Consider the following 20,799-nt stretch of genomic DNA (forward strand, 5'->3'; position numbering starts at 1 on the left):
GGAAAAACGGTGTTATACGGTGTTTTGTATAGCTTGTCTAGTCAGAAATTTCACACAAAAAAAAGCCCAAACTTATGTTTGGGCTTTTCGCTTCCAATTATTGATATTTAGCCCATTGTAGGTCTGCATTTTTAATGGCGATGAAATCATTGGCATTCACATCATCAACTTTATTTAAATTTTTATATTCATTTTTGGGAATATAAATATTTGTACCAGCACCCATTGTATTGTGTTGTTGAACACTAGTATACGGTGGGACACCTTGAGAGCTGATATTACCAAAGATTCCATTTTTTTCACCGATACCACATGCTGCACTACCTTCAACATTACTTCTTGCTAATACGTCACCATAAATTTGTGCACATGCACCAATACGCACAACTTGATTAGACATCAAGGCAACTAAACCAAGTTCTAACTTTGTTATTTCTTTATTATCAATAGTCACTGTATCAAGCGTACCGTTAGGTAATCTATTGGTATTTTTATACATCGTATTCGCATCTTGGCACAAATTCACTGGCGTCAAGAATTTGTTCGATAAAGTTGCAGGTGTTGTTGCAGGTGGACTAACACTAAACTTAGTATTAGACGTAGTGCCTAAGTTACGTGAACAAATTAAGGCATCTGTTGCATTTGGATTTCGCGTAATATTACGAGGCGAATAAATGCGAGGAGACATCGCAATCGCATCAATATCACCTTCAGCAAGGAAAGTATTGGTGAATACAGAATCAGTACTATCCGCCGCAAGATTCGCTTTACCAGAAATAATTAATTTACCTTCGAAATACAGAATACCTGGAGCAAAACTTGCGTTATCGAATGTAGATGTATCCATTGAACGAATATACCAAGTGTCTGGTAATGTATAGTCATAATCTTTAGGCCAGCCAAATATATAACGATCTTTACCATTAAGACCATTGAAGTCTAAGCTGACCCGTGGAAGATATCCAATAATTTGACTCGTACAATAACCGCTCTTATGCTCAGTACGTAGCCCTAAACTATTGGTCATGACCTGTTCTTCATGAATAGTTTCACAAATAGCACCGACATAATCTTTGCTATTCAAGGTGTATTTCCCTAAATAGAAACCTCGTGAGCCTGAGTTTGAGTTATCAGGGTCAATTTTCATGATTTGAGTTTTATTTCCTGAAGCATCTACAGCAAACTGTTTGTGAATATTATTAGTAGCGTCATACTCATACATGTAAGTGATTTTAGAGCTCTCATTGCGAAGATGATTTAAATATACGCGAGCAGCGCCATATTCACGTACGAAAATATAGTTTGCATCGTTTCGATATTGACGAACATCGACTCTGGTTTCAAACGTCATATTTTGAATTGCTTCTTGAATACTGGCTATGGTTTCAGAAACGTCGTATTTAGGAATATCTGGAAAAGTACTGAGCTGAGGGATGCTTGTGAGTTTTTCATAAATTTTTCCACTAATTGCATTCTTAAATCCTTCAACTACACCATTCTGGTTTGAAGTACTAAAGTTGGCAAGATAGACATCACCTTTTACGTCTTCAATAATAAGACCATCTAATAAGCGTAATGGACCGTTAGAATACACATTTCCACCAATCCAACTTGTACTTAAGCGGACTCCAGCCTTGTACACGCCAATCCCTTGTTTCGACTGATTGTGAGCATAGGCCGATTGTTCAATTTTGGAGAAGGTATCAAGGTCAATAAATTCTTTGGCTCTTACACTGCCCTTAACGTCACTACTAGAAATATTAACTTTACCGCCTGATGTAATATCACCCGTAACAACACTAGTTCCGATCATTGTTACGTTGCCACCTGCCATGACATTTCCGTTGACTTTACTAGAAACGGAAAGATTGACATTCCCTTGGTGTGTGGTGATAGAAGACACTTCAACATTCGTGCGTAGTGTTACATCTTTATTGGTATGTAAGTTTGCAGCATAGCCACCTTCTGTAAGACTAATATTTCCGTCAGTGGAAATATTTTGAGCTTTAGAACCAAGAGAAAGTGTGACATTACCAATTGCTTTAATATTTTCTGCTTTGACATTGGTTAACAGTTTAACCCACTCACCAGAAGAAATATTGCCAAAATTTCCGCCGTTAATAATGTGAACATAGCCCTCAGCATTGATGTTAATTACAGCCCCATTTCTTGTACCACAGGCATCAATTAAACAATCTATATAGACATTTCCACCTTTACCATCTTTGTCTTTCTTAACGTTAATAGTTAAGTTTTTAATATTTTTGATTTTGAAACCAGCTTGTAAGGACAGGCTGCCACCATCGACATTCAGTTCGACATACTCATCTGGTTTAGTTGGATCTTCGCCGGAAATGGTAGTGCCAGACATAAATGTTTGACCAGTGAAATTAATAACACTCTTGTACTTAATCAGGTCTGCTGCAAGATCATAGATTGCTTGTATCGTAGTAGCTGATTGAGCTGACCCACTTTTCGACAGAATATTTGCGATTACAATACATTTGGTTCCAGTAGAACCATCTGGGTTATTGGTTAAACCATTGCAACCTTTTACATCTTTTACTTCAACCGTGACATAACGTTGGTTGGTATCATCATTTAAAAGCTGAATTTCACCTGTATTTAATAAGCTTTGGCGAAAGTCATTGATATCGGTATCCTTATATTTTTTTAATAAATATTCACGAAAGGCGCTAACACCTGACCATCCCATGAGTTGTACGTTGGTTTGTGCATGCGCAGCTACATTTGCTTCTTTGTTGGAGATGAGTGATTTTGCAACAGTCGATGTTATGATCATCACTGTAAGCCCGATGAGCAAGACCAAAAGAATAGTGGCCATGCCTTGCTGCTTTCTTAAACTATTCATCTTTAATCTCGCTCTTAAAGGTTAACAATGTTATTAAGACAAACGGTATTACTCACTGTTTGACCAATATTTGAATTTTGCATTTCATCTGCGTATTGACGATTAGCAGTAATCGTCAGTTGGCGCGTACCTTTGGAGTTGTTTTTATCAATTCCAAAAGGTGTACAATTTCCCGGTGTTAATACAAAGTTAAAAACGGTGCCTGTTTCTAAGGTCTTAAAGGAAACAATATGCTGTTTTTCATCAGGTTGGCTAAAAGTTTCTATATTTAATACTGCTTCAGACCCACAGTTATTCTTTTTAAGAAAGATTAAGCGATATGTATCACCTTCTTTTTCTTGAGTTAATGCTTCACAGTTGTAATTAATCGTTGTATTTGCAGACATTAAGCTTGTTACAGGATCTGGATTCATTCGCCAGAAAACAGCAGGTAAATTTTGAGTGTCCACTCCTACAGCAATATCTGATGTTTTTCCTGAACCATAGCCTGCATTTTGAACGAGCTTCTGTGCAACTGATAATGCTGTTCGTATTTGAGCATCGTATTCCGAATCACGAGAAGAACTAATACCAATTTGAGTCGTCTGTTTAAAAAGCATGAGCATCATTAGCATGCATAACATTGCAATGACTAATCCAACCATCAACTCAACGAGCGTAAATCCTTTTTGACTCATGATTTATCTCCCGACTCGATAACAATCTAAGCCTTCCATACTGTCTTCAGCGCAGGTCTTGGCATTAGATTGATTTGTACTCGCAGCTAACACAGGCCATGTAATTTTTGTACCTGCGACACCGCTCGTTTCACTAATATTTTCAGAATTCAAATTGCAATAAATGTAGTAGGTATTACCATTTAATGTGAACGATTTACTTTCGGTAGATTGGTTATTGAATGAAGCACAAACATCAGTTGAGTCAGTTGATATAGTGATGGTTTGTAAGCGATTTTGCAGTTCGTTTATCACTATATTGTCAATGTTCATATATCGTTGCGTGTTCAACATTTTGCTGATTGCTAAACCGCTACCAAAAACAATAATCGAGAATATAAGTAAACCAACAAGAGACTCCAACAATGTGAAACCACGTTGATTAGTTGATTTGAATGTTTGCTGATTCATTATTCTTCTCAACTGTAACGGTTAAATTTAAATTTGAATTGCACGTTGCTGATGCTGAACTTGCAGCAACCAACATCCCATTCGAGTTAAAAGATAGACAATAAAACTCTGTATTGTTTACTTTGAAAAATACATTCGATGCATAGGGGATTTTTTGAAGGATATAGTTTTGGTCAGGCGAGTTGCCGTCACTTGTTGAACACGCATCAGTATTGTCCTTAGCAACACGAATGACTCTAATTTCTTGATGGGTTTTATCTATACAAACAGATGCTGCTGCAAGTGAAGACTCTTGATTATTCGTGTTTCGAATTGCTGCAGAACGGGCTTGATAAGTCGCATTTTTAATACCTGCTAGCGCTCCATCAACATGACTTTGATCTACCCAAGCTCTGGTTAAAGAAGTACCTACAAATAACAAAATAGCCAGTACAACGATCGTAATCATTAGTTCGATCAGCGTGAAACCAAGTTGTTTTCTATAACCAGTATTTTGCATATTATTTCACCCAGTCAGTATATGAACCACAACCGGACACGGTACGAGTTCCATCATTTTTGAGTGTTAATGTACAACCTAAAACTCTTGCTTCAGTTCCTATTGCCTGAACCGCATAATTCACACCATCTGATGAAGTGTACGTAAAATTAAATGAATCAGAACTCGGATTCCAAGTTGTAAATTTAGTTTTTACTGCATTGGTATTTGACAAGGTTTCTTTAGGGTAGTTTAGTGTTCTTTGATATGCATTTTCAGCACCTAATGAAAGTGCGATTAAATTTGATTGAGCTTCTTTGATTTTGGCTTTGGTGACGTAGTTTTGATAACTTGGTACTGCAATTGCGGCCAAGATTGCAACAATAATGATGACGATCATTAATTCGATTAAGGTAAAACCTTTTTGCAATTTCATACATACCCCAAAATAATCATCAAAAATATCCATTTACTAACTGTAACATTAGTTACTAACCTAAATAATAACAACTTATAGGGGATTAATGGGGGCTATTAAGCGATGAACAGATTATTAATATTAATTAATTAAATAATTCAAATAATATTAACTATTATTTATTAAATCATCAAAAAGGTTTAATGTATTTTCTTATTTTAAGTAATTGATTTTTATCAATATTTTTATATGAAAATTTTATTTATACTTAAAATTTATTTACCTATATTTTAAATGTATTTAAAATATATAAAATTTAATATGATGTGATATTTATTTAATTATTATTTATTGTGATTTAAATCACACAATTATTATTTTCCTAGAATCATTTCTAATACAAATTTTGATCCAATAAAGCCTATTGCAAGTAAAATAAAACCAATAATGGTAAAGCGTCTCGCTTTTTGACCGCGCCAACCAAAACGATAATGTCCAAATAAAAGTGCACCGTAAACAAACCAAGAGACAATACTAAACGCTGTTTTATGTGCCAAATGCTGTGCAAAAAAATCATCAATCGTAAAAAAGCCGAAGATAAGTGCAGTACTTAATAAAATGAAACCTGTAACAAGCATATCGAATAACAAAGATTCCATTGCTTGATAGGAGGGTAATAGATTTACCCAAACACGATGTTTCTGTTTGTTTTTTAACTCACGATCTTGTAACCACAACAAAACTGCGTGAATTGTTGCCATTAATAGCACTGCATAAGCTGAGAGTGACAAAATAATATGGACATCAAGTCCAAACGTGTTCTGTTTAAGTGTAAGTATAGGCTGGCTCAGGGAATAGCCTAAAATTAAACCCAATGCAGCTACTGGTATTCCAATCAGATTTAGCGCAAGTACAGGTCGATAAGTGCTATAAAGCAGGCTCAATAACAGCATGAGTGCTGAAGTAAATGAAAGGAGATTAAAAACGTTATAGTTAATGCCGAAAGGCGTTTTCATATCTACCAATAAGACGACAGCATGCAAGATCAAGCCTAATCCAGCTACGAGACTGATAAACCAATGATTAGGGACACGTTTAGTCATTAAATGGGTAAACAAATACCAAAAGGCAGTGGTATAGGCGATCAATGCTAAAATTGTGTAAACCAAAGGGAGGCTAATCATGTCAAACCTTTTTATGGATGCTGAATATTCATCTAATAAGATATAAATTCCAAACGAACTACAGTATCCTATAGCATCTTATGCATAAATTTTCTATTTTAAGAAAGATTTTTTTGCAACAACCATTTTAAGCGGATTTTGCAATGTTTGATACCTTAACAGAACGACTCACGCAGAGTTTAAGAAATGTTACTGGCTCTGGGCAACTGACCGAAGACAATATTAAAGATACGTTACGCGAAGTGCGTATGGCACTTCTTGAAGCCGATGTTGCACTTCCTGTAACTCGTGAATTTATCGCGAAAGTTAAGGAAGAGGCATTAGGTCAAGAGGTGATGTCACAGTTATCTCCAGGCCAAGCATTCGTCAAAATTGTTCATGATGAACTCACCAAAATGATGGGTGAGGCAAATGAAAGTCTTGATCTTGCTGCAAAGCCTCCCGTTGTTGTTTTATTGGCTGGTTTACAAGGTGCAGGTAAAACGACGACTGCTGCAAAATTAGCTCGTTTTTTACAAGAGCGTCAAAAGAAAAAAGTCGCAATGGTTTCTGCCGACGTCTATCGTCCTGCGGCGATTAAGCAGCTCCAGACTGTAGCAGGTGAAGTCGGCGCGATTTTCTTTGAATCAAGTGCTGATGAAAAGCCAATTACGATTGCAAACCGAGCAATTGAACAAGCCAAAATTCAATTTGCGGATGTATTGATTGTCGATACTGCAGGTCGTTTACATATCGATGACGATATGATGGGCGAAATTAAAGAATTGCATGCAGCGATTAATCCTACAGAAACACTGTTCGTTGTAGATGCAATGACCGGTCAGGATGCTGCAAATACAGCAAAAGCATTCAATGATGCATTGCCTTTAACCGGTGTGATTCTTACAAAAACTGATGGTGATGCGCGTGGTGGTGCGGCACTTTCTGTTCGTGCAATTACTGGTAAGCCTATTAAATTCTTGGGGATGGGGGAGAAACTCGATGCCCTTGAACCATTCCATCCTGAGCGTGTAGCACAACGTATCTTAGGTATGGGTGATGTTCTTTCTTTGGTCGAAGAGCTGGAACGTAAAGTCGACAAAGAAAAAGCTGAAAAAATGGCGAAAAAACTGCAAAAAGGCGGCAGCTTCAACTTTGAAGATATGCTGATGCAGTTTGAACAAATGAATAAAATGGGCGGTATGATGGGCTTCTTAGACAAGTTGCCTGGCATGAGTAACTCAGGAATTCAGGATGCGATTGCTCAAGCAAATCCTGAAAAGCAAGTGAAGAAAATGGAAGCGATTATTCAATCGATGACCATCAAAGAGCGTCGCAATCCTGACTTGATGAATCCAAGCCGTAAAAAACGTATCGCAGCAGGTTGTGGTATGGATGTTGCTGAAGTCAATAAACTGATCAAACAACATGCCCAAATGGCAAAAATGATGAAAAAATTTGCGAATCCATCGGGTATGGCGAAAATGATGAAATCATTAAGCGGTATGCAAAAGAAATTTGGTGGCGGCGGTGGCGTTGGTCCGTTATTTGGTGGAAAAGATCCAAAATAATTCCCAAAATTTAAAAAGGCGCTGTGGCGCCTTTTTTCATGCTACATAATTTTGCAAACTTACTATTTAGTTTAAAAAATAATCAATTCATGATGTTGAGAATACAGTCAAGAGTGCAAGAAAATGACACAGGTTTATGTTGTGCATGGATATACGGCAAGCCCTGAAGAAAATTGGTTTCCATGGATACAACAACAAGCTGATCAGTATGGTATTCCATTAAAAGTATTGAGATTAGATCCTTCTGAGACGCCACAATTAGGAACGTGGGAACAACAAATGAAAGAGCAAATAGCTCAAATTGATGATCAAACAATTTTTGTTGCTCACAGTCTCGGGTGTATTGCAACTTTACATTACTTAAGCCACGTACTTTTAAACCAAAAAATCAAAAAAATAATTCTAGTTGCTGGTTTCAATGGACGTTTAGGGCGGCTTGAGCAAGTCAATCCATTTATTGATGCTGCTGATATAGATTTTGAACTCATTCGTGACCAAGTTCATGATCGCGTGGTCATTTATTCTGAAGGTGATGAGCGCGTTCTGCCTAAATTTAGTTTCCAGCAAGCTGAAAGTATTGATGCACATGTCGTTGCTGCTGAACATCAAGGCCATTTTATTGATTCAGAAGGTTGTACGGCATTGCCTGAGGTCTGGGCTGAGATTATTCGAGATTAATTCAGAAGCTATAAGCTCTCACTGACGTGTTTAACGTGATGTCACCCACATAGTGATTTCTGCTCTAAAGACAAGCGCTTGGTTTTGATCATGGACTTCGACACACGCTACAAATCTATTTGGTATGGATTGCCCCGCTTGAATTGGCGTCAGAGGATAAGCAACTGCTATTAAATTGGTCGTAGCTTTTTTAATATATTTGACTTGCATACCGTCGGGTATCCATCGATGACTTGGTGGAAGAGTAACTTCTGTCATTAGGCCACCAGTAAGCTCTGCCAAATTACACAATGCGATCGCATGTACAGTATCGAGGTGATTTAAAACCCTTTTTTCTTTAGACATCTGGACCTGACAAAAATCTGGTCTCAATTCAATAATTTTCGTGCGAATAGACTTGAAATAAGGTGCTTTGAGTTGGATCACTTGATTGAAAAGTATTTTCCCAAAGGGCAGTTCCTTCGCGATATTCCAAACGTTTAACGTCCTGTTATTCATGTTGTTCAGCCTGTTTTTTTATATTTTGGATGTGTGTACTGACACTGAGTGAATAATTTTTTGTTTTAAGAGACACTCAGTTCAGCAGACCTGATGACCAAGTTATGTTTTTTGTTGCGTGACAGCAAGATAGCGTTGTAAGCCTTTTAATAATAAATCGGTTTCAATTTTCGGGTCATAAGATTGTAAATATTGAGCAAAAAGTGCTGCATCTCCACCTGTAAGGATTAATTTTCTTGGAGATGTTGTTAAAACTTTTTCGATCATACTGACCAATCCCAATAAAATACCATGATGAACAGCATCCATTGTATTTTGCCCAGGACTTAACTCATCAAATGCAGCATCAGGGATTTTGATCCCTTTGGTATTTTGAATAAGTGAGTCTCGTTGTAGATAGAGATTAGGTACGATATATCCCCCTAAATGTGTAAATCCATTTGCTAAATCAATTGTTAAGGCCGTTCCACAACTGATCACGCAATATTTCTCTTGAGGATCGGTGACGACCGCTAGAACTTGTAGCCAACGATCGATACCCAATTGATTCGGTTCTGTATATCCACATTGGAGTCCTGCATATTCTTGATGAACTTTAGCGACGACAATTGGGATATCCAGCAGTTTTAAAATTTTGAGTATACGATCGTTATTTTTCTTGTCTTGAACAGATGAGATACCGACTTCTGATAGGTTTTGAGATTTAAAGTGTTGGATGAGACCCAACATTAAGTCCGCAGGAGATTGTAGATGAAGCTCCGCCACATGCTCCAAGATTTGCTCACCTTCCGTGATCCAATATTTTAAACGCGTATTGCCTATATCTAACCAAAGACGTTTCATCATGTATTCGCTGACCTATCTTTTCTTTATTTTTTTAAGCGTAAACGCCCTTGATACAAACCGATTAAACCTTGTTCAGTCAAAATATTAATTCGACCATCATCTCCAATACCTTTAAAGATACCTTGTACTGTTTTATTCACTTGCTCAAACTCTACAGTCTGATTCATAAAAGCAGCATAGTGATTGAAACGTCCCGAGAGGTTATAACTTCCATGCTCAAACCATTGTCCAGCTTGCATGATTGCGAGATAAAGCTCTGAAATAATCTTAATTCGATTTGGATGAGCTAAACCCAATTGCATGATTGATGTGGTTTGCTGTTCGATTGCTGCATCAGAAACAGGCAATAAATTAATACCAACACCAACAATCGCCTGATGTGGGGTTACAGGCTCTACCAAAATGCCACCCCATTTGCCTTGCGCACTATAAAGGTCATTTGGCCATTTGATTTGTAAATGATCCAATGACTTAAATGAAGGAATTTGCAAAATATTAAGTGCAATCTCAAGGGATAGTCGACCATCTAAGGGTGTTTTGGTTTCTAGCAATGTGCTTAAATAAATATTCCCGACTGGGGAAACCCATTGTCGTTGATGTTGTCCACGTCCCTGAGTTTGAGTCTCACTGCATACAAGAATACCCTGTACACCTTTTTTGATGAGTGCGCGTACTTCATCATTGGTTGAAGTGGTGCTCTGTTTTAACAGTAAAACTTCTGGAAGTTGTTGAGCTTCAGTTAAAAGCTGACTGAGGTGGCGAGTCTCTAAATCCATGTTGAATCTGAGAAGAGTAAAAGATTTATGGAGTTAATCATATATTTAGCTATTGGTGCAATCGCTGGTTTTACTGCAGGGTTGTTTGGCGTGGGCGGTGGATTAATCATCGTACCCATTTTATTTATTGTATTTACCCAAATGGGTTATGACCCAACTGTCATTATGCACATGGCGCTTGGAACATCATTAGCTACGATTGTGGTCACATCGATTAGCTCAGTTATGGCACATCATAAAAAAGGTGCAGTGCTATGGTCAGTATTTAAAAATTTAGCGCCAGGTTTGGTACTGGGTTCATTTTTTGGTGCTGGATTGGCCAGTATTATCTCTGGACCAATGCTGCAATTGATTATCGGTTGTTTCGCAATTTGGGTTGCATACCGTATGTTCCGTGGTGCTAATGTGGTGGTCGATCAATCTAAGCAACTACCTTCTGTACCTGCTCAATTGGCTGCGGGAAGTGGAATTGGGGTGGCTTCAGCAATTTTTGGGATCGGTGGAGGAAGTTTAACCGTACCTTATTTAAATCATCATGGGGTGGTGATGCAAAAAGCTGTTGCAACATCTGCTGCATGTGGACTGCCGATTGCTTTAGCAGGTGCATTTGGATTTATGTTCTACGGACAAAAAGCACCTGCTGAAATCGAAAATGCCATTGGATATGTTCATGTTTATGCATTCATTGGCATTAGTGTAATGAGTTTTATCACCGCAAAAGTAGGAGCAAAAGTTGCACATAAACTGTCAGCAGCGATGTTGAAAAAATGTTTTGCATCTTTGCTTACAACTGTAGGGATTTATTTTATTTATCAAGGCGTATTTTGAGAAAAATATGCCAAATCATTCTCGAAAATAATGATGTGTATTGACTTAAAAATTTGATAAATTGTCAGACAAAGACATAGTCAGTATGATGCTATTGGTATAAAAACAATAAAATAGCATCATGCTTGATGAAGTGTGAGTAAAAAAATAAATAGGAATATTATGCAATTGGAAGAAGTGGACAGCCTTTCAGAGCAAATAGCCAGACATATAAGTGAACAGATTATTAGTGGCGAATTGGTCGAAGGTGAACGTATACAAGAATTGCGTATCGCTAAAGAATTAGACGTGAGTCGAGGTTCGGTACGTGAAGCTTTATTATTACTTGAACGCACGCATTTAATTGAAATTTATCCAAGACGCGGCGCAATTGTGTCAGAAATGTCTGCCCAACAAGTGCGAGCTTTATTTGATACGAGTGCTCTTATGTTAGGGCAGATCGTCCAGCGTATGAGTGAAACTTGGCGTAATCATGAAGCTGAGGCGCTTCAGCAACTTTTGCAATATTTAATTGAACAAGTTAAACAAAGTAATACTGAAAAATTTTACGATGGTGTATTTCAATTTTTAGCTAAGCAACAAGATATGGTAGCCAACCCTTACTTAATGAAGTTTTATCGCGAACTGTTGCCATCTATACGTCGTAGTTATTTTTTAACCTTAAATACTTCGCGTAGAGAGCTCCAAGAAGCACTTGAATTAATTAAGCTCGTGATCGATGCAATTTTGATCCGAAAATCACAACAAGCTACTTTATTTATGGAAGATTTTTGCCGACACTTGCGCAATCTAGTGTTAGAGTCACTGACACGAATGAAACAAATTGAACTAGCTTGGGCGCGGAGATCGCGCAGATAATCAGGACACTATGCGATTAAGCAGCTTAAAACTCTCTGGCTTTAAATCTTTTGCGGATAGCAGCACCTTACAATTTAAAGCCAACCGTACCGCAGTCGTGGGACCAAATGGTTGTGGTAAATCCAACGTCATCGATGCAATCCGATGGGTGATGGGAGAGTCAAGCGCACGCCAGTTACGTGGTGGAAGTATGCAGGATGTCATTTTTACTGGGACAGCAAAGCGTAAACCAGTGGGAATGGCGAGTGTAGAATTACGCTTCGAAAATACCTATGGAAAATTAGGTGGAGCATATAACGCTTATAGTGAGTTGGCGGTACGTCGCCAAGTCAATCGCGATGGTAAATCTGAATATTTTCTTAATGGTACAAAATGCCGCCGCCGTGATATTACAGATATTTTTTTAGGAACAGGCTTAGGTCCTCGTTCGTATGCGATTATTGAACAAGGCATGATTAACCGTTTGGTCGATGCAAAACCAGATGAAATGCGCGTTTATATCGAAGAAGCTGCTGGAGTATCACGTTATCAAGCACGTCGTCGTGAGACGATGCAACATTTAGAACATACTCATCAAAATTTAAGTCGTCTAAATGACATTGCTGTTGAATTAAAATCCCAATTAAAGACACTAAAGCGTCAAGCAGAAGCTGCACTTCAATATAAAGCTTTAGAGACTGAAATTCGAACTTTGAAAGTTGAGATACTTTCATTTCAATGCCATCAAAGTGAACGAATTCAACAAGAATATACAACTGAAATGACTGAATTGGGTGAGCAATTTAAGCTTGTTCGTTCTGAACTCACCACTGTTGAGCATGATTTAACAGCAACAAATGAGTTATTTCAGCGATTAATGCAACAATCCACACCACTTCAGCAAGAATGGCAACAAGCTGAAAAAAAGCTGGCTGAATTACAAGCCAATTTGGATCAAAAACAGCAATTGTTTGCTCAAAATACTTTAACTTTAAAGCAGCTTGAAGAGCAAAAAATACAAACCAAAGAGCGGATGCAACTGATTGATATTCAGTTGGAAGATTTGATCCTCCAGCAAGAACATCAAGCAACAACATTGAGTGATACTGAATCAAATGCACAGCTTGATTTACAACAATTCAATGAGCTGAAGGCAAAGCAACTTGAAGCGCAAAAATCATTTTCTGAAATAAAAGCATTGGTTGAAAAGCAACAACAGCAACGTGCACAAATGTTGGCGCAGAGTGATCAATTGGCTAAAAATGTGCTTCGAATTGAGCAGCAAAAACAAACTTTGCTCGAACAAAAATCTCAAAATCAAGCACAGTATGAACAGGATGATATTGACAATCTCCTGCATGAAAAAAATGATGTACAGATTGAAATCGTTCGTCTAGAAGAAAGAATTGAGAAATTAGAAACTCAATTGAAACGTGATCAAATCTCATTGACTGAGCAAAAAAGTAAATGCACAGATTTGAATTCACACATACAGATTTTGAAATCTGAACAAAAACAATTACAACAGCTTGTGGTGAAAGTCAGTCGACATGCATCGAAGAGCAATGACCCTTTAATGCAAATTTTGAAGCTAAAAGATCAGGCGAAACCATTTGCAGCATTGGTCGAAAAATTTCTGTCAAAGTGGCTGCATGCGAATACGTTAAAGAGTGAAGATTTATTTCAGACCGAATCTGCCCGTCAATTAAAAGTTATTCAGCAAGATGTATCTGGGACTGTACTTGGTTTACCCACATTAGCGAGCTGGATTGATTTCCCCCAAAACTCATTATGGTTAAACGTTGCGATAGCTCAAGATTTTGAGCAGGCGCTTCAATTACAGCCTCAATTAAAACAAGGTGAGTCTATTTTAAGTTTGGATGGCTATCATATGGGTCCTGACTGGATGATTGGTCTGTACTTTGATGAGTCGAGTCAAGATGCTCAAGGAGCACTTAGCCACCGAATTCGATTAGATGAAATTGATTCAGAGTTGACACAAATGGTGAAAGCGCATGAGTCAATGACGCTCGAACTCGCTGAGATGCAATTAAAGCTTGAACAAAAAAATAGTGAATGTACGGAGTTGCAAAAAGCGTTAAAAAATCATCAAGCCCTTGCTCACCAAGTTGAAGTGAAGATTGCAAAACAGCAAATGGCTCAGCAGGCTTTCGAGTCGCAAAATCTACACATCGAGTCACAAATTGCTCAACTTGATGCGCAGCTTGAAGAAGATGCGATGCAAAAAGATGATTTGGAAATCGATTTACATGCATTGATGCTTAAAATTGAACACAATCTTCCACACTACAAAACCTTAGAGTTTCAAGTTGAAGAATTGAATGATCAGGTTGAGCATCTTCAGGACTTAGTCTACAAAAAACAACAAGAGTTAGAAACAAACCGCCGTACTCATACGCAAAATCAGCAACAAATTGAGCTGTTGGAAAAAGATGCAAGTTTTCTAAAAACGCAATATCAGCAGATCATCACTCAAATTACACAAGCTAAAAATTTCGTGGATCCGATTCAATTAGAATTACCCACTTTGCAAAGCCAATATGAGGTTCAAAAGCAGCAGACTGAAAAGTTACAAAAGACTTGGTCCTCATGGCAAGTCGAACTTAATGAAATACAGTCTAAGCAACAAAAATTGACGGAGCTACGGTTAAATCATCAGCAAAGTGATGAGCACTTTAGAACCCAGTTAGAAGAGAAGCGTTTAGCATGGCAAGTGGCTAAATCTGATTTACAACATTATGCTGAACAATTAAAAGAGCTTAATGCAGAATTATTAGAAAATGTGAAAATTGATTTGAGTCAGCACCAACAGCAGTTAGAGCAGGCACAGCGTCAGTTTGACAAAATAGGCGCTGTGAACTTAGCAGCTTCAGAAGAGTATGAAGAAGTATCAAAGCGCTATGAAGATTTAAGCCATCAAATTGAAGATCTTGAAAAAACAGTCGCACAATTAAAGGATGCGATGAAAAGCATTGATCAAGAAACTAAAAAGCTATTCATGACTACCTTTGATCAAGTAAATGCGGAATTGCAAAACTTATTCCCAAAGGTGTTTAATGGTGGTGAAGCAAGTTTAAGTTTAGAAGATGATTGGCAATCTGGTGTAAAGCTAATGGCTCGACCACCAGGAAAGCGAAATAGTTCTTTAGCATTGTTATCAGGCGGTGAAAAAGCACTAACAGCACTAGCATTAGTTTTTGCTATATTTCGACTGAATCCAGCACCATTTTGTGTATTGGATGAGGTTGATGCACCGTTAGATGATGCAAATGTTGGACGTTTTTGTAATTTAGTAAAAGAGCTTTCTGAACAGGTCCAATTCATTTACATTACACACAATAAAGTTGCGATGACGATGGCTACTGACTTACTTGGTGTAACAATGCCTGAGCCAGGAACATCGAAGTTAGTCACTGTTGATCTAGAAGAAGCGAAAGAATACGGTTTAGCTGCGGAGTCTTAATATGGAAATCAGTACCATTATCGGAATTGTGATCGCAATCGTGATCTGTTGCATAGGGTTGTTTATGATCCTGCGCAAGCCGAGTGATGCAGCACCGTCATTAGATGCTGAATTACATATAAATGAACAATGTAATCAACCCGTCATTCCTCGTCATGTTCGTAGTCTTTTACAGGCGCAAGCCGCACCATTGGCTTCTTCTGAGCGTGTAGAACCAAGTTTGAAAGACATTGAAGCGAGTGATGTGGCTCGAGTGGATCAAACAGCTGATCAGCATGCTACAAAGACGCCTGAAAATATTCAAAAAACTGTAGAAGTGGTAGATACAGTGCAACTGAATACTTCAGTAGACCTTGCAGAGAAAGAAAGTAAATCTCTGCTCGACTCCAGTAAAAACTCGGACAGCACTGAGACTGACCCACTAGAAAAAAATACAGAAACAGTCGAGAGTAAAGCTCAGTCGATTGATGGTGTAACAGACACTCAAAGTGCAGATCTTATTTCCAAAGATTCAATCGTAGAAACTACAATTGAAGACTCTAAAAAAGTTGAGCCAAGTTTTGTATTAAATCCGAATATTCAAACTGCTGAAATCAAAGAATTTGAAGAGGAAAGCAGCATCTTGGATGTGCATTTACATGAACAGCAACGTTTTGATGATGAAAGTGCTTTAGCAAATGCCGAATACATTATTAGTTTGAATATGTATCCGAACCCTCGAAAAGCACTTTCAGGTGATAAAGCTTTGAAAGTGTTAATGAAATATGGATTGCGCTTTGGCGAAATGAACTGTTTCCATCGTTATGAAACTCCTGATGCAGTCAGCCCATTGCTGTTTTCCGTACTCAGAATCACAGATCAGGGTCCTGCAGGTTTCGATTTAGAAACATTATCCGGTGAACAAGTTCAAGGTTTAGCATTCTTCTTAGCATTACCGCATCATAATGTTCAAAAAGGCTATGACAGTATGGTTAGTATTGCAGGGCTTATTGCACGTGAAACAGATGGTACCGTCTATGATGAAAATAATCTTGAATTTACACCGCAGTTAAAAGAACACTGGCGCCATAAAGCGATCGACTATAGATCAGGTCAAGCTGTTTAATCACCTAGGTGACTTACTGAATTTGTGTAAAGTCATTTATACTGTTTAGGTTGAAATTATTGGGCGGAATTTTCCGCCCTTTTATATGGTGAAAATATGGATCAGAACGCTGTCGTTGCGCAAATGCGCCAACTCATTCAATTACTGGCTCGGCATAACCATGCTTATTATGTGATGGATCAGCCGACAATTGAAGACAGTGAATATGATCAATTGTTTTATCAACTAAAAAACTTAGAAGAACAATATCCTGATTTAGTACAGACGGATACACCGACCAATAAAGTCGGTGATAAACCTTTATCTAAGTTTGAAAATATTACACATACTGTTCCAATGTTGTCTTTGGGTAATGTGTTTAATCAGGATGAACTTTTTGCCTTTGCACGCAGAATTGAAGAGCGTTTACCGAACCAGAAAATCCAATACGACGTCGAACTTAAATTTGATGGGCTTGCGATCTCACTATGGTATGAACATGGTGTGTTGATTCGAGCGGTTACACGTGGGGATGGTGAAACAGGAGAAGTCATAACCCAAAATGTAAAAACAATTCGTAATTTGCCTAAAGTACTCATGATGTCTCAAGGTGTACCACCAGCGTTGTTAGAAGTTCGTGGCGAAGTACTAATGCCTAAAGCTGGATTTGTAAAGTTAAATGCTGAAAATGAGGCCAAAGGTGAGAAAACTTTTGCTAACCCAAGAAATGCAGCAGCAGGGAGTTTGCGTCAACTTGATCCGACCATAGCAGCATCACGACCACTTGCATTCTATGCTTATGGTATTGCGCAATGCATGCCACATCATGGTCTGAGCACGATGTCAGAGAGCTTAAATTGGCTTGAACAGTTGGGCTTTGCTGTTGGGGAAAAACATTTTGTTTGTGACAGTATTGAAGAGGTTCAAGCGGCTTATGAATCTGTAAATCAGGAGCGTCCAAACCTGTCAGTTGAAATTGACGGGATGGTGATAAAAGTCAATGATTTGAAGCAACAACAACAATTAGGCTTTTTAAGTCGTGAACCTCGATGGGCAACAGCATATAAGTTCCCTGCAGTGGCTGCGCTAACCACAGTTGAAAATATTGATTGGCAGGTAGGGCGTACAGGTACTTTAACGCCTGTAGCGCGATTAAATCCTGTATCGGTTGGCGGAGTCACAGTATCAAACGTGACTTTACATAATATTGGTGAAATACATCGCTTGGACGTGCGCGTTGGAGATACGGTGAGTGTCTATCGTAGCGGAGATGTTATTCCTAAAGTTGAAAAGGTTTGGCCAGAATTTCGACCTCTAGAAACCACTGAAATTCAATTGCCAGAACAATGTCCTGTATGTGCTTCTCCAGTTGTGATGCCCGAAGGCGAAGCTTTAGCACGATGTTCAGGGGGGCTTTATTGTGCGGCACAGCGTATAGAGGCGATCCGTCATTTTGTATCACGTAAAGCAATGGACATCGAAGGTTTGGGTGATCGTTGGGTTGAGTCTTTATTACATCTTGAACTCCTCAAAGATGTTGCAGACATTTACCACTTGCACGAGCATCGTGAAAAGCTGCTGACTATTGAAAAAATGGGTGAGAAATCTGTACAAAATCTCATAGACTCAATAGAAAGTAGTAAAAAAACAACATTAGCGGCATTTATTTACGCACTAGGCATTCGAGGAGTAGGCGAGACTACGGCTCGAATGTTAGCCAATACCTTCCAGACTTTAGATGCGCTGAAATCTGCTGATTTAGAAGCATTAAAGAAAACCCCTGATGTAGGTGATATTACTGCAGAATGGATATTAGACTTTTTCAAAGCTGAACATAATATTGAAGTATTAAATCGATTAATTGAGGCTGGAATTCATTGGGATGCACCGATAGCACCGACTCGACAACCTTTAAATGGTGAGAGCTGGGTGGTGACTGGTACTTTAAGCAGTATGGGGCGAGATGAAGCGACTCAACTCTTACAGGCATTAGGTGCACGTGTGAGTGGTAGTGTATCCAGTAAAACGAAATGCTTGGTTGCTGGTGAAAAGGCAGGTTCCAAACTTGAAAAAGCAGAAAAACTAGGTATTCCGGTGATGAATGAAGCTGAGTTTATTGCATTTATGATTCAGCATGGTCAGCTCACTGAACCTGAGTCTTAAGTGTATCTTGCACATAACGAAGGGCATCAATAGATGCCCTTTTTTCTCGAGTAATTAGATATTAACCACGTTTTTTGATAATGCCATCGTCAAGTAGCTGTTGAAAATGTTCTACGATACTTGTCTCAACGTCACGATATTGCATGCCTAATTCTTGCTTACTACGCTCAGCATTGAAGTAAATGGGGTAACCCACATTCAAGTCAACGAATTTTCGCGTATAGCCAAACAGAGGAGCGAATAATTTGAATAAAAACTTGGGGGCAATCATTCGTGGGAAAGGATAGCGTCCACCAAAATGTTGTCGTAATGTTTTACCCATTTCGAGTAGGGTCATCGTTTTAGCATTAATAATATATCGTCCATGTGCTTTAGGGTGAAGTGCTGCTTGGATATGCGCATGAGCGACATCTCGAACATCGACTAACCCATTCCACATTGGAGGAACACCAAATAAAGTCATGCCATTTCCAAATTGTTGAATGACTTCAACACTTCCAGATTGCGTAGAAGGTGTAAGTGATGGTCCAACAACCAATGAGGGATTGATACACACTAAATCCCATCGAGATTGTGCCTTTTGCATATCCCATGCTTTACGTTCTGCTGCGACTTTAGAGTAAAAATAAGGTTGGTGTTCGGCACTACTGGTGGTATTCCAATGGCTTTCTTCAAACTGGTTCTGCTCAGTTTTCAAAATATCCACTGCATCGCCATAAGTTGAAGCAATACTAGATGTGACAACGACACGTTTTACTGTATCTGTACGATTGACACTGTTCAGTACATTGGTCGTACCTTTTAGTGCAGGGTCAATCAAGTCTGTGATTGGATCTTTAAAGTTAGTCACTAAAAAAGGTGACGCCATATGGATCACAATTTCACAGTCTTTCATTGCTTCATCAAATGAACCTTCTTCTAAGAGATTTGCTTGAAATAACTTTAAAGCGCCTGAAGTTTGAGATGCGATTTGTTCTAAATGTTGAAAACTTGAACTTTTAGTTAAGTCTCGTACAGTGGCGTGAACGGTGTATCCTTGTTCTAATAATTGTTTAATTACCCAACCAGCAATATAGCCAGTTGCACCTGTCACCAAAATCGGGGCAGTAGTCGTCATCATTGTTATTGCCTGATGGTCAAATAGATTCATTCTAAAATTAAAAAAAGGATTTGTCCTTGATCATTTTCAACATCAACTCAAATGTAATGAGAGTCACTTCGATTGGTTACAAAATTAAATAGAGCTAAAATTTGTTTAAAACTGCTCTCGAATTTTTTTAACTGTATGCAAGGGGTTATTTTTTAAGTAAAAAATAAGTGATTCAAACTGCAAATGCGTATGTTTCTCATTTTAATTATATAAAAATCATAAACTTACACATTATATTTTTTGCAAAATAAGCTCTGATTGTTCATAATGTTGCTATTAAAGAATGGAGTGATTGAAATGCGTGGCAATCCAGAAGTCGTAGATTACTTAAATATGTTGATCGGTGGTGAACTGGCTGCTCGTGATCAATATCTCATTCATTCACGTATGTATGAAGATTGGGGTCTCACTAAGATTTTTGAGCGTATCGATCACGAAATGCAAGAAGAAGCACAACATGCTGATGCTATTATTCGCCGTGTCTTATTCTTGGAAGGTACACCGAATATGAGTCGTGATGATATTGAAGTAGGTGAAGACGTCGTTTCATGTTTAAAAGCTGATTTAAAGCTTGAGTACGAAGTGCGTGAAAAATTAGCGCAAGGTGTAAAGCTTTGTGAGGAAAAAGGCGATTACGTGACACGTGATATGTTGCGTCAACAAATGTCGGATACCGAAGAAGATCATACTTATTGGTTGGAAAAACAGCTTCGCTTAATTGAACTAATTGGTTTACAAAACTATATTCAGTCTCAAATGTAAGTTAAAACCCAGCAAGGCTGGGTTTTTTTATATCTCAATTTTGCTTAAATTGACTCATTTTTAA

General features: G+C 38.2%; 18 protein-coding genes. 8 read left to right on the forward strand and 10 right to left on the reverse strand.

What is annotated here, in order from left to right:
• Window positions 1-97 precede the first annotated feature (97 nt).
• The 6 genes from AC1M9I_RS09565 to AC1M9I_RS09590 all read right to left on the reverse strand — a co-directional run bounded on the left by AC1M9I_RS09565 (window position 98) and on the right by AC1M9I_RS09590 (window position 6,079).
• The gene (locus tag AC1M9I_RS09565; protein ID WP_481593568.1) at window positions 98-2,845 is read right to left on the reverse strand and encodes a hypothetical protein; all 2,748 of its coding nucleotides are present in this window, start codon (window positions 2,843-2,845) and stop codon (window positions 98-100) included.
• A 41-nt stretch (window positions 2,846-2,886) separates the two neighbouring features.
• The gene (locus tag AC1M9I_RS09570; protein ID WP_092767483.1) at window positions 2,887-3,549 is read right to left on the reverse strand and encodes a PilW family protein; all 663 of its coding nucleotides are present in this window, start codon (window positions 3,547-3,549) and stop codon (window positions 2,887-2,889) included.
• A 3-nt stretch (window positions 3,550-3,552) separates the two neighbouring features.
• Entirely contained in the window at window positions 3,553-3,999 is a 447-nt protein-coding gene (locus AC1M9I_RS09575; protein ID WP_092767481.1) for a PulJ/GspJ family protein, read from the reverse strand.
• Complete coding sequence (locus AC1M9I_RS09580; protein WP_092767479.1) at window positions 3,971-4,498, reverse strand: pilus assembly FimT family protein; 528 nt, start codon at window positions 4,496-4,498, stop codon at window positions 3,971-3,973. Before AC1M9I_RS09580 ends, AC1M9I_RS09575 begins: the two co-directional genes overlap by 29 nt.
• A gap of 1 nt (window position 4,499) precedes the next feature.
• The gene (locus AC1M9I_RS09585) at window positions 4,500-4,913 is read right to left on the reverse strand and encodes a type IV pilin protein (RefSeq protein ID WP_481587214.1); all 414 of its coding nucleotides are present in this window, start codon (window positions 4,911-4,913) and stop codon (window positions 4,500-4,502) included.
• Window positions 4,914-5,269: 356 nt separating this feature from the next.
• Window positions 5,270-6,079: a cytochrome C assembly family protein gene (locus AC1M9I_RS09590; protein WP_481593569.1), complete on the reverse strand. Its 810-nt coding sequence runs from the start codon at window positions 6,077-6,079 to the stop codon at window positions 5,270-5,272.
• 143 nt (window positions 6,080-6,222) lie between these two features.
• Between AC1M9I_RS09590 and ffh the strand changes: the two genes are divergently transcribed.
• Together ffh and AC1M9I_RS09600 are read left to right on the forward strand one after the other, a co-directional pair.
• Window positions 6,223-7,629, forward strand: a complete 1,407-nt coding sequence (gene ffh / locus AC1M9I_RS09595) for a signal recognition particle protein (protein ID WP_035269264.1) — start codon at window positions 6,223-6,225, stop codon at window positions 7,627-7,629.
• Window positions 7,630-7,752: 123 nt separating this feature from the next.
• Window positions 7,753-8,307, forward strand: a complete 555-nt coding sequence (locus AC1M9I_RS09600) for an RBBP9/YdeN family alpha/beta hydrolase (RefSeq protein ID WP_481593570.1) — start codon at window positions 7,753-7,755, stop codon at window positions 8,305-8,307.
• 30 nt (window positions 8,308-8,337) lie between these two features.
• Here the strand turns inward: AC1M9I_RS09600 and AC1M9I_RS09605 are convergent, their stop codons facing one another.
• From AC1M9I_RS09605 to AC1M9I_RS09615, 3 genes are all read right to left on the reverse strand, one after another.
• Window positions 8,338-8,805 (reverse strand): hotdog fold domain-containing protein, encoded by a 468-nt coding sequence (locus tag AC1M9I_RS09605; protein WP_481593571.1) that lies wholly within the window; start codon window positions 8,803-8,805, stop codon window positions 8,338-8,340.
• 102 nt (window positions 8,806-8,907) lie between these two features.
• Window positions 8,908-9,648, reverse strand: a complete 741-nt coding sequence (locus AC1M9I_RS09610; protein ID WP_481593576.1) for a type III pantothenate kinase — start codon at window positions 9,646-9,648, stop codon at window positions 8,908-8,910.
• Window positions 9,649-9,674: 26 nt separating this feature from the next.
• Window positions 9,675-10,427: a biotin--[acetyl-CoA-carboxylase] ligase gene (locus tag AC1M9I_RS09615; RefSeq protein ID WP_092767469.1), complete on the reverse strand. Its 753-nt coding sequence runs from the start codon at window positions 10,425-10,427 to the stop codon at window positions 9,675-9,677.
• Between the two features lie 27 nt (window positions 10,428-10,454).
• Here AC1M9I_RS09615 and AC1M9I_RS09620 point away from each other — a divergent pair, with 27 nt between their 5' ends.
• From AC1M9I_RS09620 to ligA, 5 genes are all read left to right on the forward strand, one after another.
• Window positions 10,455-11,255: a sulfite exporter TauE/SafE family protein gene (locus AC1M9I_RS09620; RefSeq protein ID WP_481593572.1), complete on the forward strand. Its 801-nt coding sequence runs from the start codon at window positions 10,455-10,457 to the stop codon at window positions 11,253-11,255.
• Window positions 11,256-11,417: 162 nt separating this feature from the next.
• Window positions 11,418-12,113 carry a GntR family transcriptional regulator gene (locus AC1M9I_RS09625; protein WP_035269253.1) on the forward strand — a complete coding sequence of 232 codons (696 nt, stop codon included), beginning with the start codon at window positions 11,418-11,420 and terminating at the stop codon, window positions 12,111-12,113.
• A gap of 10 nt (window positions 12,114-12,123) precedes the next feature.
• Entirely contained in the window at window positions 12,124-15,576 is a 3,453-nt protein-coding gene (smc, locus tag AC1M9I_RS09630) for a chromosome segregation protein SMC (RefSeq protein WP_035269251.1), read from the forward strand.
• Between the two features lies 1 nt (window position 15,577).
• Window positions 15,578-16,681: a cell division protein ZipA C-terminal FtsZ-binding domain-containing protein gene (locus AC1M9I_RS09635; RefSeq protein ID WP_035269249.1), complete on the forward strand. Its 1,104-nt coding sequence runs from the start codon at window positions 15,578-15,580 to the stop codon at window positions 16,679-16,681.
• A 96-nt stretch (window positions 16,682-16,777) separates the two neighbouring features.
• Complete coding sequence (ligA, locus tag AC1M9I_RS09640) at window positions 16,778-18,823, forward strand: NAD-dependent DNA ligase LigA (protein ID WP_035269246.1); 2,046 nt, start codon at window positions 16,778-16,780, stop codon at window positions 18,821-18,823.
• Window positions 18,824-18,884: 61 nt separating this feature from the next.
• Here the strand turns inward: ligA and AC1M9I_RS09645 are convergent, their stop codons facing one another.
• Complete coding sequence (locus tag AC1M9I_RS09645; RefSeq protein ID WP_035269269.1) at window positions 18,885-19,949, reverse strand: SDR family oxidoreductase; 1,065 nt, start codon at window positions 19,947-19,949, stop codon at window positions 18,885-18,887.
• Between the two features lie 321 nt (window positions 19,950-20,270).
• Between AC1M9I_RS09645 and ftn the strand changes: the two genes are divergently transcribed.
• Window positions 20,271-20,735 carry a heteropolymeric bacterioferritin subunit Ftn gene (gene ftn / locus AC1M9I_RS09650; RefSeq protein WP_035269243.1) on the forward strand — a complete coding sequence of 155 codons (465 nt, stop codon included), beginning with the start codon at window positions 20,271-20,273 and terminating at the stop codon, window positions 20,733-20,735.
• Window positions 20,736-20,799: the final 64 nt, after the last annotated feature.

The sequence above is a fragment of the Acinetobacter sp. ANC_7553 genome (assembly GCF_056779895.1).